This is a genomic window from Micromonospora cremea, from assembly GCF_900143515.1.
Taxonomy (GTDB): Bacteria; Actinomycetota; Actinomycetes; order Mycobacteriales; family Micromonosporaceae; genus Micromonospora; species Micromonospora cremea.
In genome coordinates, this window is the sequence record NZ_FSQT01000002.1 from 1879249 (window position 1) to 1895610 (window position 16362).

General features: G+C 70.9%; 12 protein-coding genes. 4 read left to right on the forward strand and 8 right to left on the reverse strand.

Annotated features, from left to right (window positions below; genetic code table 11):
- Positions 1–25: 25 nt before the first annotated feature.
- The gene (gene pgfA / locus BUS84_RS22175) at positions 26–1162 is read right to left on the reverse strand and encodes a cell envelope lipid trafficking protein PgfA (RefSeq protein ID WP_084757551.1); all 1137 of its coding nucleotides are present in this window, start codon (positions 1160–1162) and stop codon (positions 26–28) included.
- 136 nt (positions 1163–1298) lie between these two features.
- Between pgfA and BUS84_RS22180 the strand changes: the two genes are divergently transcribed.
- On the forward strand, positions 1299–2498 hold the full coding sequence (locus BUS84_RS22180; protein ID WP_074315260.1) for an acyltransferase family protein: 1200 nt from the start codon (positions 1299–1301) through the stop codon (positions 2496–2498).
- On the opposite strand, the gene BUS84_RS22185 is transcribed toward BUS84_RS22180, so the two are convergent.
- Positions 2387–6661 carry an alpha-(1->3)-arabinofuranosyltransferase domain-containing protein gene (locus BUS84_RS22185; RefSeq protein WP_084757552.1) on the reverse strand — a complete coding sequence of 1425 codons (4275 nt, stop codon included), beginning with the start codon at positions 6659–6661 and terminating at the stop codon, positions 2387–2389. The genes BUS84_RS22180 and BUS84_RS22185 overlap by 112 nt on opposite strands.
- Before the next feature lie 68 nt (positions 6662–6729).
- Between BUS84_RS22185 and BUS84_RS22190 the strand changes: the two genes are divergently transcribed.
- Entirely contained in the window at positions 6730–7920 is a 1191-nt protein-coding gene (locus BUS84_RS22190; protein WP_074315264.1) for a glycosyltransferase family 4 protein, read from the forward strand.
- Here BUS84_RS22190 and BUS84_RS38325 read toward each other — a convergent pair.
- The 3 genes from BUS84_RS38325 to BUS84_RS22200 form a co-directional block, all read right to left on the reverse strand.
- Entirely contained in the window at positions 7905–8063 is a 159-nt protein-coding gene (locus BUS84_RS38325) for a hypothetical protein (RefSeq protein ID WP_159451060.1), read from the reverse strand. The genes BUS84_RS22190 and BUS84_RS38325 overlap by 16 nt on opposite strands.
- Before the next feature lie 36 nt (positions 8064–8099).
- Positions 8100–9713 (reverse strand): MmpA family trehalose lipid delivery protein, encoded by a 1614-nt coding sequence (locus tag BUS84_RS22195; RefSeq protein ID WP_342198462.1) that lies wholly within the window; start codon positions 9711–9713, stop codon positions 8100–8102.
- A 94-nt stretch (positions 9714–9807) separates the two neighbouring features.
- Positions 9808–10545, reverse strand: a complete 738-nt coding sequence (locus BUS84_RS22200; RefSeq protein ID WP_074315268.1) for a methyltransferase domain-containing protein — start codon at positions 10543–10545, stop codon at positions 9808–9810.
- Between the two features lie 247 nt (positions 10546–10792).
- Here BUS84_RS22200 and BUS84_RS22205 point away from each other — a divergent pair, with 247 nt between their 5' ends.
- Entirely contained in the window at positions 10793–12076 is a 1284-nt protein-coding gene (locus BUS84_RS22205) for an MATE family efflux transporter (protein WP_208869716.1), read from the forward strand.
- Here BUS84_RS22205 and BUS84_RS22210 read toward each other — a convergent pair.
- Positions 12069–12830 (reverse strand): FkbM family methyltransferase, encoded by a 762-nt coding sequence (locus BUS84_RS22210; protein ID WP_208869717.1) that lies wholly within the window; start codon positions 12828–12830, stop codon positions 12069–12071. The genes BUS84_RS22205 and BUS84_RS22210 overlap by 8 nt on opposite strands.
- A gap of 88 nt (positions 12831–12918) precedes the next feature.
- Positions 12919–13836 carry an NAD(+) diphosphatase gene (gene nudC / locus BUS84_RS22215; RefSeq protein WP_074315272.1) on the reverse strand — a complete coding sequence of 306 codons (918 nt, stop codon included), beginning with the start codon at positions 13834–13836 and terminating at the stop codon, positions 12919–12921.
- A gap of 182 nt (positions 13837–14018) precedes the next feature.
- On the opposite strand from nudC, the gene BUS84_RS22220 reads away from it, so the two are divergent.
- A complete protein-coding gene (locus BUS84_RS22220; protein ID WP_074315274.1) occupies positions 14019–15836 on the forward strand; it encodes a VanW family protein in 1818 nt (605 codons plus the stop codon).
- On the opposite strand, the gene BUS84_RS22225 is transcribed toward BUS84_RS22220, so the two are convergent.
- Positions 15781–16257, reverse strand: coding sequence for a DUF4328 domain-containing protein (locus tag BUS84_RS22225; protein ID WP_074315275.1), 477 nt, complete (start codon positions 16255–16257; stop codon positions 15781–15783). The two genes, BUS84_RS22220 and BUS84_RS22225, sit on opposite strands and share 56 nt — an antisense overlap.
- Positions 16258–16362 lie beyond the last annotated feature (105 nt).

The following is a 16362-nucleotide window of genomic DNA, read 5'->3' on the forward strand; positions in this document are numbered from 1 at the left end:
GCCCACCGAACTGGTACGTCAGGGTTCAGCGCGCCGCAGGGCGCTCGGCCGACGACCGTTGATCGGGCACCGTCCGTTCGGTCGAGTCGGCTGACGGCGCTTCCACCGTCGGCGCGTCTGCCGTCGGCGCTTCCGGCTCGGCGTCCTTGCCATCCTCGTCGGCCCGGTGGCTGCCGGCCCGCTCTTCCTCGACCGGCTCGACGGCCGCACGCCTCCCGGCGCCGCGCATCGCCAGCCATGCGCCGCCGACGATCGCCAGCAGACCGAGCACCCCGAGGGTGATGGGCCCCCACAGGCGCACGAGCTGGATGGACGCGGCGTTGTCCGCGGCACGCTCGGCACTGGCGATCACCGTCGCCTCGTTGTAGCGGAAGTCGGCGTTCAGCAGCACGGTCGGCTGGCCCACGTCCGGCACCAGCACCTTGCGCGGCTGGTCGCGGACGTCCACGTACGAGCCGGTGACGGGCTCCACCCAGAAGCTGCGCGTGTTGGTGTACATGAGCCGGGCGGTCGTGGCCTCGGGAGCGAAGCGCGCGAGCAGCAGCTTCAGGTTGCTCTCGGCCAGCACCAACTGGGCCTCGGGGACCGTCTGCTCGAAGCGGTAGGCCTGGACCCCGCGCACCTCGGTGACCTCTTTGAACTGCGCCGGGACCGTCTTGCGAATCTCACGGTCGTAGACCGGATAGTCCTTCTTCTCGGTGCCGAACGGGAACTTGTAGACCTGGCCCGCGTAATTCGCGGGTTGGTCCGTTCCGTCCTCGAGCCAGGCAGGATCCCACTTGGCGGCCGCACCGCTGACACGGTCAATGGCGAGTTGCGTGCTGTACTCGCTGATGATCTCGTTGTTGTCGATGCGCCGGACGGACTGGAACACGTCCCAGACGACCGTCTTGCCCTCGAGGTCACCAGTCATCTTCTCGTCGGTGATCTTCGGCTGCGGGACCACCTCCACAGTCGACCGCAGGCCGCCCCGCTCGACGTTCGCCGCGCCTGCCTTGATCTGGAGGAACTCGGCGTTGGCCGACTCTGCCACGGACTCCGAACGCTCCAGGTCGTACGGCAGTTGACTGACCGCGGGTGCGACGTAAAGTGGCAGCCCCACAGCGGCGACGACCAGCAGGACGCCAAGGCCAAACAGCATGGCGCCGACAATCCTCTTCACTGCTCCTCCTTCATTGACAAGGCGAAAAGGCACCAGCCAGCCATACGCTGAAGACATCGACGTCACGGCAGGACGCCTCTGGCATGGCGGCACGTTACTCTCCAGTCACCTCTCTCCGCGACCCCCGGGAAGCTTGATGTTTGCTGCCTCCTCAGCCCCCGCGCTTCCGCGTCTACCGGCCCTCGACGGGGTGCGGGTAATCGGTGCGGCCGCGGTGATTGCCCAACACGTCGGATTCATCACGGGCGTCACCACCCGGGAAAGCTGGGGCGGCTGGGTCGCCATGATGGATTTCGCGGTCGCGCTCTTCTTCGTGCTTTCGGGTTTCTTGCTCTTTCGCCCCTGGGCACGCGCGGCCGCTACCGGTTCCACCACGCCAGGTGCCCGGCGCTTCTACTGGAAGCGCGCCATACGCATCCTGCCGGCGTACTGGCTCGCCGTCATCGTCTGCCTCACGGTGCTCCCGGAGGGCGGCGTCGCTCCGTTGGGCGACTGGTTGCGGCACCTCACATTCACCCAGATCTACGAGCACGCCCAGATCAGGCGCGGGCTCGGCCAGACCTGGAGCCTCGCCACGGAGGTGCTCTTCTACCTGCTGCTGCCGTTCGCGGCGGCGGCACTCCTGGGGAAGCGGTGGCGGCCCGCCCGGACGGTGACGCTCGCCGGCGCCGGGCTGGTGATCACGGTGGGCTGGATCGCCGCGATGGGCACAGGTCTCCTGGACACCGGCCTGCACATCATGTGGCTCCCGTCGTACGCGCTGTGGTTCGCCGCGGGCATCGTCATCGCCGCGGTCCATGTGGCCCTTCGGACGTCGACGGCGCCCCGCTCGTGGCAGGTCATCGATCAGCTCGGCTCCGCGCCACTGGCCTGCTGGGGCATCGCGCTCGGGCTACTCGCGGTGGCCAGCACGCCGGTCACCGGGCCGCGTGGCCTCGCCGCCCCGACGGCCGGGCAGTTCGCGACGCAGATGGGGCTCTACCTCGGCGTCGCGGTGATGGTCATGATCCCCCTCGTGTTCGGCCCCACCACGCTGATCTCACTGGCTCTCGGTAGCGCACCGATCCGGTGGCTCGGCACGCTCTCGTATGGAATGTTCCTCTGGCATCCGCTGGTGCTCGACCTGATCTACCGGGTCGAGGATCGCACCTACTTCACCGGCAACCCGTTGCGGATCTACGCGCTCACCCTCGGCGGGGCGATCGCGATGGCGGCGGTCAGCTACTACGTCGTCGAGCGACCGGTGCTGCGCTGGGGATCGGCGACCGCGAGACGCCGCGCGGGCAGGGCGACCGAGCACCAGAGAGCGGTGAGCGCGGCCAGCGCCGCCAGCTGAGGCGCTGCGGATGTGTGATGGAGGGGATCGACGAGCGAGATCCACCCCGCCACACCGAAGCAGAGGACCGGGAGCAGCCATGCCACCAATCGGCTGATCCGACGAAGTCTGCGCAGCTCACTGCGGTGCAGGTGCGGCGCGAGCACCCCGAGGGCGACCAGCACCAACGCACCAACGGTGGCCAGGACGACCGCCCAGATTCCGCCGACGGTCAGCAGTGCCGCAGCGCCGACAACGCCGGGTAGCAGCCACTCTCGCCGGCGTCGTCCCGGCGCGGCGGCGAGTGGCCTCGGCGGCCGGCGGGTTGGCAGCACCGCGAGCAGCAGGACGACCCCGAGCAGCACCGCGCCCGCCACCAGGCCAGCCCGGTAGGTCCGGTCCGGCGTGAAACGGAGTACGACGTCGCCGCCCAGACCGGGTGGCAGCAGCCACCCCTGCTGCCACCCGTCGACGGTGATGGGCGTCAGCTTCTGTCCCGCCACGGTTGCCTGCCAGCCAGGATTCTCGTTCTCCCGCACCGCGAGGACGGTGCCGCCCGGGTTCGCGGCGACATGCAGCCGTCGCTCCGTCGCCGACCAGTCGACGATGCGTACGGGGCTCGGCGTGGCGGTCGGGCCGGTGCGGCCGGCCGGGTCCAGAACGAGCCTGGTCGGTGTGGTCAGATCACTCCCGGAGGCGACCACCCGCAGCTCGCCGGCAGGCAGCTCCAGTGGCTTCGACACCTTCTCGCCGCACGCCGTGGCTCGTACCTCCCTGAGCTCCAGCAGCTCCCGGCGGCTTGCCGTGACGGCCGTCCGCATCTGCTTGCCGGCGACCTGAAGCGTTGGTCCGCTGCCGCACGGCAACGTCACGCGCTCGTCGAGATTCACCGCGATCGGCGGGCCGGCGGGCAGGGTGCTCACCTCGCCGATACCCAGCGGCAGCCGCTCCGACCTGCCCTTGTACGGGTCGAAGCTCTTCACCGACGTGGACGCGCGGAAGAGGATCGTGACCTCGTCGGTGCGCAGCGGCCGGTCGAACCTGAGCAGGCCGTCCTTGCCGACCGTGCCTCCGCGCACACCGCCATCGCCGATGACGGTGACTCGCCACGGGCGTGCCCGGGCGACCGAGTCCGCCGACGACAACCGCAACCCGTTGATCGTGCGAGTGGTGAGCCAGTTGAGTTTCAGCCACGGGGCCTCGTCCTCCGACGCGGGCAGCCAGGCCGTTGCCGGGTCACCGTCGAGGACGGCGCCGGGACGGGCCGCCGGGTCGGGCACCGCGGTCGACGAGGCGGTGACCCGGGGCGCCAACGTCAGCGGCCACGACTTCGCCACCTCCGCGTCGAGCAGCGCGTTGAGCTGCGGTCCGGCCTTCGGTCGGGCCCAGATCGCCGGGGTGTACGACGCACCGGCCGGCAGGACCACCGTCCGGTCGAGCTGCCCACCGTCCTCCGACGCTCGGCCCACGCCCGAGCCGCAGCGCGGCACGTCGTCGACGAAGAAGCAGGAGTCGGTGGTCGGCGACGAGGTGAGCACCACCGTCGCGGGCTGCGTGGTGGCCGGCCCCTGGGGTGTGACCAGCGTCCGCGTCGCCTGCACCCCGGGGATCTCCAGCTCCGCGATGCCGACCCGACCCTGCCCGGTGCGGACCGGCAACGCCGATTCGATGGTGACCCTGATCCGGGTGCTGGAGTGCACTCCGGGAAGCCGCACGGTCAGCGTCGGGTCGAAGGAGTCGACGGTGACCCGCTCCGCGCCGCTGCGCACGGTCACCTTCGTGGGCAGCGCGTCCGCCTCCGTGTCGAAACGCAACCGCACGTCCGAGATCTTCATGGGCTCGGCGAGTTCGACCTCCAGCCACTGACGGGTGGGGGCACTTGGGGCGGTACGCCAGGAGGTGGACGGGTCGCCGTCGACCGCCGCGTACGGGTGGTGGGCGGGACGGGATCCGGTCAGCGGGTGCGGCTGAGCCCAGGAGCTGGACGCGGTGACGCCACTGATCCCGGCGTACCGCGTCACCGTGGAGTACTCGTCCCCCCAGGGCGGCAGGTAGTCTCGCGCGACCCCACTGAGCAGGGATCGCTGGTCAGCTTCGGTGGTGGCCGACGCGTTGTCGTGCAGCAGTCCGAAGGTCACCTCCCGACGCCGCATACCGTCGGTCAGCAGCACCGGCCCCAGGGCCTGACCGTTCGGCAGGTCACCGGCGAGCACCGTGGGCGCCCCGTTGAGCCTTCGGGCCGCGGCGATGTCCAGCAGTGACTCGGGTCCGCCGACCACCGTCGAGATCGCCGTGGCGTCGTACGCGACGACCGGTTGCACCACCTGTTGGACCTCGTACACCTCCAGTGCCCGGGTGGGCACGTCCAGGCCCTGGTCGCGGTAGCCACCGAAGGCCTGGCCCCCGCCGACCATCGGGCCGAAGGCGGCGACCAGCCGCAGCCCCGGGGAGCGGCCGAGGGCCTGCCGAACCTGCACGGGGCGGGCGGCACGGGATTCCCCGTAGTTGAGGTCCGACCGGAGCAGGACGTACCGCACTCCGGAACGGGCGAGCAGATCGGTCAGACCGTCCGAGCCGGCGCCGGTGGCCAGCACCGATTCGAACGCGTCGAGGAGCCGGATCGTCGTCGGCGGGGTGAGCGGGATCGAGTTGCGCACCGCCCATGAGCTCTTCAGCAGCGGCTGAGTGATCTCGTCGGCCGGGCCGCCCCAGCGGTAGTTCGGAAAGCGCGCGGCCGGTGCCACCAGGACGCGGTCGCGCCCGAGGTTGGCGTCCAGCCAGCTGCCGGCGGCCTGCCAGTAGCCGGGCACGCTGTCGAAACTGCCCTTGATCGGCAGTTGGCCGGCGAGGGCGGGGCTCGCGATGGCGGCGATCCCGGTCAGCGCCACGACCTTCACCACGATCGCCCGCTTTCGCGCCGAGTGCCATCGGCGACCGGTCATCGCGGCGGTACGGGCCAACACGCCGAGCAGGTGGGCCGTGCCGAGGATCAGCGGCAGCCGCACCACCACGTCGAACTTGTGCACGTTGCGCAACGGCGCTCCGGCACCGTCGAGGAAGGACCGTTGCGACTCGGCGAAGAGCCCGTCGACGGCGGCGACGTGCCCCATTCCGACCAGGGCGACGCCGACGAGCAGGCCGGTGACGAGGAAGCGCCGGTGCGGCATTCCGCTTCGGGCGAGGCCGGCGAGACCCAGACCGGCGACCACCATGGTGGCGATGATCAATGGGCCGTCGAGTGCGAGCTGGGCACCGGCGTCCCACGACCGACCGTAGGCGAGCCAGTGCGATGCCCCGCGCATCGTCGTCGTCAGATCGGTCACCCGGGTGGTCACGGGGGCCGTCTCGATGTAGTCGAGGAATGGCGGGCTGTACCGGCCGAGCACCAGCAACGGGACCAACCACCAGGCGGTCGCGGCGGCGACCGCCACGCCCCACGCGCCGATCGCGACGAGGCGACGCCGCATCGGCCGCAGCGTGGCCAGCCAGAGCACCGCCAGCGGTACGACCGCGAGCACGGCTGTGGCGTTGACGCCGCCGGCGCAAGCCACGGCCAGTGCGGACCAGGCGACGGCACGACGCAGCGAGGAGCCGTGGGCCAGCCCGACCAGGGGTACGAGCACCCAGGGGGCGATGGCGCTGGGCCATGCCTCGACCGAGATGGGGCCGAGTTCGGTGATCATCCGAGGGGAGAGCGCGAACGCGACCCCCGCGATGATCCGGGCGGCGGGCGTGCCGATGGCCAGCCGCTCGGCCAGTTGCATGACCCCGATGCAGGCGACGCACATCAGCAGTGCCCACCAGAGACGCTGCACGACCCATGCGGGCATGCCCACGGCATCGCCAGCCGCGAAGAATGGCCCCATTGGCCATAGATAACCGTACGTTTGGTTCTGCAGTTGGCCGAACGACCCCGCAGGATTCCAGACGTGCAATGAGCGTTCGAGCCATCCGACGGGATTTGTCGCAAGATCGACCTTGGTGTCCATCACGATCTTGCCGGGTTCCTGAAGGAACGCCAACGCCGTGAGTGCGACGCAGACCGATGCCGCCCGCAATCGCCATACCGCCGAGGAAGCGCCGCCGGGCGCCGACTCTCTCGCCGGTTGCGATGCCTTGCGCATTTCGCCCCTCCCGTCTGCTGCCGGCCGCCTGGCACACAAGGGACCGACGCGTCGACCCATTGCGGGTTCGGACACGAGCGCCTTAGGGTGGCGCGATCGCGAACACTACTCGGCAGTAGGAGCAGCGGGTGCAGACCCTCGACGGCCCTGGACGGCACGTACTGTTCCTCAACTGGCGTGACACGCGCAATCCGGAAGGCGGCGGCTCGGAGGTGTACGTCGAGCGCATCGCCGAAGAGTTGATAGCGCACGGGCACCGCGCGACGCTGTTGTGCGCCAGCCACCCCGGCGCACCCGACGAGGAGACGACCGAGTCCGGCCTACGGATCCTCCGTCGCGGCGGTCGACACACCGTCTACCTGCGGGCGGCGCTCGTCTACCTGGCCGGCCTGGCCGGATTCGGCCCGTTGCGGGCGCGGTCGCTCGGCCGACCCGACCTGATCGTGGACGTGTGCAACGGGTTGCCCTTCCTCTCCCCGCTGTACGCGCGCTGCGCCGTCATCATCCTCGTGCACCACGTCCACCGTGAGCAGTGGCCGGTGGTCCTCGGCGCCTGGGGCGCCCGCATCGGGTGGTGGATCGAGTCGAGCTTCGCGACGCGCGTCTACCGGAGGTGCCGTTACGTCACCGTCTCGGCCGCCACCCGCAGCGAGCTGGCATTGCTCGGCGTCGACCCGGGTCGCGTCACGGTGGTGTACAACGGGACCCCGGAATTGACGCCCGAGACCGCCCCTCGTACCCCTTATCCTTCGCTTTTGGTGCTGTGCCGGCTCGTCCCCCACAAGCGGGTGGAGATTGCCCTGGAAGCGGTGGCACGTCTCGCCCCCGAATTTCCGGGCCTGCGACTGGTCGTCGCCGGGCAGGGCTGGTGGGAAACGCGACTACGCGACGTCGCGGACAAACTGGGCATCGGCGATCGGGTGCATTTCGCTGGCTTCGTGACGGAGCCGGATAAGCACGAACTGCTCTGCTCGACATGGGTGGCCCTGACCCCCTCGCTGAAAGAGGGATGGGGCTTGACGATTGTCGAGGCGGGAGCAGTGGGCACGCCGACCGTGGCGTTTCACGACGCGGGGGGCGTCACCGAGGCAATAGTCGCCGGGGAAACCGGCCTACTCGCCCACGATACGGCTGACTTCGTCGCGCAGGTACGGAGCCTCTTGGCCGACGACGTGTTTCGTCATGAGATGGGAAAGGCGGCGCAATCGCACGCCGCCCGCTTCACCTGGTCGGCATCGGGAGACCGTTTCGCCGACCTCGTTCGGACCGTCACCGACGGCCGGCCGAGGCCGGCGGCGGAACGCTACCTGACGCCGTAGTACTGGGGGTTGCCGTTGTCTTCGGAGGTGCTCGCCGCGGTGCCTGACGAAACGACGAGTTGCTGCGTCATGGCACCCAGCGCCACCACCGCCAGCACCGCACCGACCACCGCGGCCAGCATCAAGGTAAGCGGCTTCGGCATTGTGTACCCTCCTCCATCGACATGCGTGGCGGCACGTTACCACGCGGTAGGGCGGCGCAACAGGCTCAGAATCGCGAGCAGGAGCAGCGCCAGGGCGAAACAGAGGCCCAGAATCAAGGGCCACCCGCCGTGCCGCTCCGTCTCGGTCGGTGGCGCTGTCGGATTCCGGTAGAGCGTCAACTCCGGACCATTGTGGACAACCTGGAGACCTTCCAGCACCTGCGGCGGGACAGTTCCTCCCGATCGATGCTGGACGACGACCCACCGCAGGTCGCTGCCCGCCAACGAGCGCCCTTCGGCGAGCGTCCCGCGGATCTGCGCCACCCGGCCGCTCTCCCCGGCCACCGACCGGCCTCCGACGATGAGGGTGTCATCCGTGATGACCTCCACCGGGAGGTAGCGTGCCAGCGGATCAATCACCACCGTGCCGTGGTTCCAGCGGTACGACCGGTACATGCTCATCGGCAACGAGAGGGTTGGCCCCGGCTCCTGGGCGACCGCCCGCGCGACAACGCCCCATTCCTGCGGGTACCGGACCGGCTGCAACCGGCCGGCCACGCCGTAGGCCAGATCGGGCAGGACGGCCACCGGCAGGAGCACCAGGCCCACCAGCGCCAGACGGTCCCCGGGGTGCTTGAGCCGGACTGCCATTCGTTCCCCACCAAGCGCGGCACACAGCACCAGACAGAGGTCGTACGGGACGAGCAGCTTCTGTCCGTCGCGGAGCAGGCCGGCGCCCGGCACCTCCGCCACCAGCCAGCGCAGTGCGGCCGCGCCTCCGGGTAGTGCCGCGAGAGACGCGACCGCGAACGAGCCGACGGCCAGCACGCCCAGTCGGGCCGCCGCACCCGCTGGCCAACGGTCGCGCAGCACCGGATAACCGAGGGTGGCGAGGATGAGCAGCCCGACCGTGACGGCGGGCACGAGCGGGGCGTCACGGCTGGCGGGCGCCGTCAGCGAATTCCAGATCCCACCCGTGCCGGCGAGCGCAACGAGTGGCCCGCCCCAGTTCTCGCCACGGGCGGCGAAAGCCGCCACACCCTCGGGATCCGAACGGCCACCGGCGGTCGTCACTGCGGCTGCGACCAGCCACGGCAGGTTGAGCGCGGCGACGGCACCGAACGCCGCGCCGAACGCACGGCGACCGGGACCGCCGCGGCCCAGGAGAAGAACCGAAACCGTCGTCAGGGCCAACAGGCCTCCGGTGGGAGTGATCGCCGCGGCGGCAGCCGCCACGATGACCCGTGGCAGCGCCCCGCGCCGGCCTTCGCGCAGCCCGATCGCGGCCCGGACCAGCCAGGGCATCGCGGCGTACGCCAGCAACAGACCCCACTGCCCGAGCAGCAGCCGTTCGGCCATGAACGGCGTCCAGGCATACCCGATGGCCGCGACGAGGCGGGTCAACTCCCGTCGAGCCGGCACCAGACGGCCCGCGCCCACCACGGCGAACCAGATGATCGCAACGAGCGCGATCCGCTGCAGCAGCCAGCCGGGCACCGCCAGGTTGAGCAGGGAGACCACCGCGTCCTGCGGAACGGCGCGTGGCAGTGCGTCGCCCGAGGCGAACAGGTCCCACCGCAGAGGCTGCCGGGGCACGAAGACCATGTCGTACCGCAGCACGTAGCCCGGCCGGGCCAGGGGCGCCAACACGAGAAGCGCGGTAACGGCGGCCGCGACGTGCAGACGCAGCCGACCACGCACGGATCCGGTTCTCTCTGGGACGTCCGGGCTCGGGCCGAGCTGGTCAGCGCTTACGGAGGACAAGGACCAGGTTCCAGGTGAGGACCTCGCGTACGCCAGGCACTCGGACCACTCCCTTGGCCCACGTTGGCAGGTAGCGCGGCAGGATGTCGATGACCTCCGCCTCGGACTGCTGCCGCGCCCAGCGGAGCATCTCGCCGACCGAGACCGCGTACATGCTCTCGCCGAAGACGTTCTTCGGCCGCCGGCCCTGCTTGCGTTCATACCGCTGCGCCGCACGGTGGCCGCCCAGATAGTGCCAGGGCGACGTCTCGTGGCCGCCCCAGGGCGAGAGCCAGTTGGTGAAGGACAGGAAGATCGTGCCGCCGGACCGGGTCACCCGGAGCATCTCGTCGGCCATGACGTACGGCTGCGGCACGTGTTCGAGGACGTTGGAGGAGAAGCAGACGTCGACCCCGCCGGTGCGAACGGGCATGTTGAGCGCACTTCCCATCACACCGCCCGGTACGACCTCACCTCGCGCGGACATCTCGCCCGCGTCGCAGTCCACGCAGACGATCCGCGCGCCGGCCCGGGTCAGGGCTTCGGCGAAGTAGCCCGCACCGCCTCCGACGTCCAGAACGACGGCACCGGTGAGGTCGGCGTACGTCTGGAGTTGGTCGACGGTGTCCTGCGCGAGCATGCCGTAGAAGAAGTCGGGATCGGTCTGCTCCACGCGAAACGCACGGAACAGGCGCACCGATCGTGCCAGGTCGGCACGGTGGGCAGCAGGGAGCTTCACGCGTGGCTCCTACTTGTGGCCAGGACGGGACGGTGTGCTGATCGACGCCGGGTTGGCGGTCATGGTGAGACCCGGCCCGAGCCGGTCATGCCGGAAGACGTTAGCCCGTCCGCGGGCGCAGGTCGACCGGCCAGCTCGATCTACTACCGCTCCACGCCGCCCCGCCGGCCTCTGTACCCTGTGGGCGCCCTACGGTTGCTCACCCCTTCGTCACGACGGCGGGGAGAAGTGGAGTCAGACGGCCGGCATGAGAGGGACGACCGCACAGGTTTCCGACGCCGGCCGGATGGCGGTGACCGGCAGCGCCGTCATGGCCGCGGCCACCCTGACAAACGGGCTGGCCTATCTGGTGCCCATGCTCGGCGCCCGCCACCTCACCGCCGCCGACCTCGGAGCACTGGCGACCGTGCAGGCTCTCGTCGCGATCGCCGGCGTGGCCGGCGCGGGTCTCCAGACCGCCGTCGCCGTTCATCGGGCACGTCACCCGCAGGCACCGACCGCGCGTGTCACCCTCACCGCGGCGGCTGTCACCGGTGGCACCCTGGTCGCCGCCATTCCACTGATCGTCACAACCCTGCACCTGCCGGTCGAGGTGGTGACCCTGCTGGTGGGCATGACGCTTCCCGTCGTCCTGGCCGCCAGGTGGCTCGGCGAGTTGCAGGGGGACCAGCGTTTCCTGCGCCTGGCGCTGGGCATGGGCGTGCTGGCCATCGGACGTTACGCGGGCGTGATCGCCGGGCTCGTCCTCGGCGCCGGGTTGGTCGGGTCATTGCTGGCCGGTCTCGTCTGCTCCTACGTCGCCCTGCCGATCCTGCGGCTGACCGCCGGGTCAGGAGCCACGGCGGCGCAAGCCGCGGCAGGGGCTCACCCGGCGAGCGGGCCGGCCCTGGGGCTGAGGCAGGTCATGACGGCCAGTAGCGCCACCCTGGCGATGCTGGTCGCGTCGTACGCCGACCTCATCCTGGCCCGGCAGTTGCTGTCGCCGGCGGAGTCCGGCGCGTACTCCGTCGGGACCGTGCTCACCAAGGGGGCGCTCTGGGCGCCGCAGGTGGTCACCGTGCTGGCCCTGCCCCGGATGGCCCGCCAGGACGGCCGGACGCGGCGGGCCGCCTGGGCCGTCGTCGGGGCGTGCGGTGCCGCACTCGTCATCGCCTCGGCGCTGGCCGGTGGGCTCGCCTTCCGGCTCGCCGGCGGGCAGGACTACGCCGTTCTCGGCAGATACGCACCGTTCTTCGCCGCCACCGGCGCTTTCTATGCTCTGGCCTTCGTGCTGATCAACGCGCAGATCGCGAGCGGCGCCCGCTGGCCGTCGGTCCCGCTCTGGGTGGCGGCGGCCGGGCTCGTGCTCGTGGCGGTCTTCGTGGCACCACACACCTTCGCCGGCATCATGTGGACCGCCACCGCCGCTGCTGCGTCCGCGGCGCTCGCCCTGGCGGTGGTCGTCCGCGCCTCGGCAGGGCGTCGCGGCCCTCCGGCAGGGCCGTCGCCGGAACCCGTCGGGCCTCAGGACCTTGCGGACCGGGTCAGCTGACGTCCCGTCTGAACAGGACCGAGTTGACGTAGCGCGGGCGGGGGAGCACGACCCGTCGCGCGAAGCTCTGGTGAACTCGCGCTATCGCCTCGCGCTGATGGCCACGGATGTCGAAGTCAGCGAGCGGCAACCATTCCCGCTCCGGCAGCACATAGCCTCGGTAACCCCACTCGGCCAGCAGATCGATGATCGGCGCAACCGGTTGGACCCGCTCCTCGACCTCCACCAGCAGCACCGGGCCGTCCCGGCGAATCGTCTCGGCCGCACCCCGCAACGCCGGCAGCTCGTGCCCCTCGACATCGATCTTGAGGAACCGCACGTCGCTGAGGCCCAGGCCGTCGATCGTCACAGAGGGGACGGTCACCGGGCTGCCCTCGCCGTACTCGAGCGAGGAGGTGCCGACAGCGGGACCGTTCTCCGGCAGATAGAGTTCCGCGCTTCCCTCATGGTCGGACGCCACCGCGCGGACCACCCGTACCTCGGGGAAGGCCCTTGCGATGCTCCGCGCAAGCTCGTCGTTCGGCTCGATGGCGACAACCTGGTCAGCCAGCTTGCGCATGCGTCGGGTCCATGGCCCGTACCAGGCGCCGACGTCGAGTGCGGTGCCGCCTTTCGGCATGAACTCCGCGAGGCGCGCGAGCTCGGGCTCGACCCGCGGGTAGACAGCGCGGATGGCTCCCGCCACGACCCGATCAGGCAGCAGCGACGCCACGTGCGAGCTCACTGCGGTCAGCGGACCGGTGGAGGACGGCATGGGCGCCAAGGTTAACGGTCAGGGGCGCAGCTGACCAGACATGCGGACCGTTGACAGGGTTGGACCTGACGCCGACGGGCTGACCGGGTCAGTCCTCCGCGAGCCAGTCGTGCAGCAGCTGGTGGTCGATCGAGTCCACCCGACCGAGCGGACGACCCTCCGCGACCCGCTCCCGCAGTTCCGCCCGGGTGAACCAGCGTGCCTCCAGTAGTTCCACGCCGTCGACGCGGATCTCCTCGGACATGGCGGTGGCCCGGAAGCCCACCATCAGGCCGGCGGGGAACGGCCACCCCTGCGACCCCTGGTACGTCACGTCGGTGACGGGCACACCCGCTTCCTCGGCCATCTCCCGGCGGACCGCGTCCTCCAGGCTCTCGCCGACCTCGACGAAGCCGGCCAGCGTCGAGTACGACCCCTCGGGCGCACCCGCGTGCCGGGCCAGGAGGCAGCGCTCCGGCCGGTCGGGCGCCTCCACCAGCACGATGATCGCCGGTTCGATCCGGGGAAACAGCAGCCGCCCGCACTCCCCGCCGGTGCACGTCCGGACGTGCCCACCGCCGCCAGCGACAGCCGGCGCGCCGCACGCGCCGCAGTACCGCTGCTGCCGGTGCCAGTGCAGCAACCCCCGCGCGTACGCCTGGACGGCTGCCTCTCCCGGCTCGAGCCGTCCGACAAGTGCCCGTACGTCGACGGCCCGCGCCACACCGGCCATCTCGACGGCGGACTGCTCGCTGAGCGCGGAGAGGTCCGCGGCGAAAACGGCGGCGTCCCCGTCGAGCCCCAGGAAGACGGTCTCGCCGGCGGCGGACCGGACGAGAGACGCCCGCTCCGCGGTCAGCCGCACCGGGCCGTTCCCGTCGACGAGACAGCGGTCCCGCCACAGCGGCAGCACCACGGTGGTCGCATCGGTGAGCAGTGCGCTCAGCCGGGCCGGATCGGTGCGCAACTCGCCCGCCCGGTCCAACCACCCGCCGCCGTACGCCAACACCCGCTCCGCAGTGTTCACAGCGTCACCGTGCCACGTCAGCGGTCCCACACGGGCACCACCCCCCGCCCCGCGCGACACGCCGGGACGACACGCGATACCGGCACGGGTGGGCGCAGCCCACGAGGACGGCCCGGCATTCGTTACCGTAGGTGTCCTCCGGGAGGGGGGACCTCCCGCGGCACCTGGCGATCGAGGTTGCAGTGACGCTGTACGGCGAAAAGAGTCCACCCGCCGACGACCGGCCCACCGTGCAGGTCACCGCGGTCACCTGGCCGGACGACGGGCCGGGGCCGGTCACGGTGCCCACCGGAGAGCCGGAGGGCGGCCGGAGCCGGCCGCGCCGGGTACGGATGCTCCTCGCCGCCGGCGTCACCGGCGGCGTGCTCGCCGCCGTGGCGGGCGCCGGCGCCTGGGCGTACGCCGGGGACGTTCCCCGCGGCACCACCGTGCTCGGCACCGAGCTGGGTGGCCGGAGCCGCACCGACGCCGACCGGGAGTTGCGGGCGGAGCTGGATCGGCGGGCGGCGGCCCTCGCCGCGCCGCTGCGGGTCACCGTCGGGGAGCGCACGGCCGAGATCAAGCCCACCGACGTGGGGCTGGCCGTCGACGTCGCGGCCACCGTGGCGGCCGCCGCCGAGACCGACGCGCACCCGGTCAGCCGGCTGGTCGGCTCCCGCACCGTCGACCCGGTCGTCACCGTCGACGTGGATCGGCTCGACGCCGCGCTCCGTAAGGTGCTCGGCGACCAGGCCCGCCCGATGACGATGCCGGCGATCACCTACCAGGGCACCACGCCGAAGGTGGTCCAGCCCAAGCCGGGGCTGGCGTTCGACCCGCAGCGCTCCGCCGACGCCGTTCGCGCCGGGTGGCTGGCCGGCGCCCCGGTCACCGTGCCGCTGGTGGAAAGCCAGCCGGTGACCACCGCCGAGGAGTTGGACCGGCTGGTCGCCGAGCTGGCGAAGCCGGCGGTAGCCGCACCGGTCACCGTGCGCACCGACAAGGGTTCGGTGAAGATCCCGCCCGCCGCCATCGCGAAGAGCCTGCGGTTCAACGCCGACAAGGCCGGCAAGCTGACCCCGGCGGTGGACGTCAAGCGGCTGCGCTCGGCGCTCGGCGACGACCTGGACGCCATCGAGGTGCCGCCGAAGGACGCGACGATGACCATTTCCGGTGGCCGACCGAAGGTCACCGACGGGCGGCCCGGGCAGCAGCTGGACACCGCCACCCTGGGCCGTGACCTGCTGGCCGTGCTGCCCAAGTCGGACGGCCGCGAGGTGACGGGCGAGCTGAAGCCGACGCCTCCCGAGCTGACCGCGGAGAAGCTGGCCGGTCTGGGCATCAAGGAGCGGGTGTCCACGTTCACCACCCGGTTCACCGGGGGCATGGCCTCGTCGCGCAGCCAGAACATCGCCACGATCGCCAAGGAGGTGGACGGCACGGTCGTGCTGCCAGGGAAGACGTTCTCGCTGAACGGGCACACCGGCGAGCGCGCCTACGCGCAGGGCTACCGGGACGCGCCGGTGATCCTGGACGGCAAGCTGGTGCCGGGGGTCGGGGGTGGCACCTCGCAGTTCACCACCACGTTGTTCAACGCCACCTACTACGCGGGGCTGGAGGACGTCGAGCACAAGCCGCACTCGTACTGGTTCGACCGGTACCCGGCAGTCATCGAGTCGACCATCTTCTGGCCCAACCTGGACTTCAAGTTCCGCAACAACACCCAGTACGGCCTGCTCATCGACACCTCCTACACGTCGAGCACGATCACCGTGTCGATCTGGAGCACCAAGATCTACGACAGCGTGAAGACGGAGTACGGCCCGCGCCGCAACGTCACCACGCCGAAGCTGATCCACCTCGAACCCGGCCCGACGTGCATCCCGAGCAACGGCATCAACGGCTTCACCCAGGACGCGTTCCGGGTCATCAAGAAGGGCGGGGTGGTGGTCAAGCGGGAGAAGTTCACCTGGCGCTACGACGCGGAGCCCCGCTACGTCTGCGGCCCGAAGCCGTCCTGAGCGTCGGGATCGACAGGTTGACGACCGGAACGAACCACCCGCCCACCGCCCAGCCGGGTGACCACGCCAGCCCGCCGCCCAGGCGTCCGGCGGTGCGCCGTGCCTGGTGGAGCCAGGTGACGAAGGCCGCGGCCGCGACCATCGCACCGAGAATCCACAACCGGTCGGCCGCCGCGGGCACCGCGCCGCGCGGCACCAGGTCAGCCATCAGGTGGTACGCCGGCCAGGCCGGCAGGACGTCGACGTTTCCGTGGGTCGCCACGTTGATCCGCTCTTCGTAGTAGCCCACCACGAAGATGGCGCGGAGCACGTCGACACCGACCCACAGAGTCAGTGCGGCGACCGCCAGCTGGACCGCACGTCGTCGCCCGGTCATCGCCAGCGACGGGCCGGCCGATTGGTCGCTGATCGTCGGTTCCACCGGGGTCCGTCCCTTTCGAGGGTCACCAGCGAGTATTGGCCGGCCGACGACTCCAACGAGGCCCTGATCCGCGTGCCCACGAACGGTGTCCCGGATCGGTCCCGA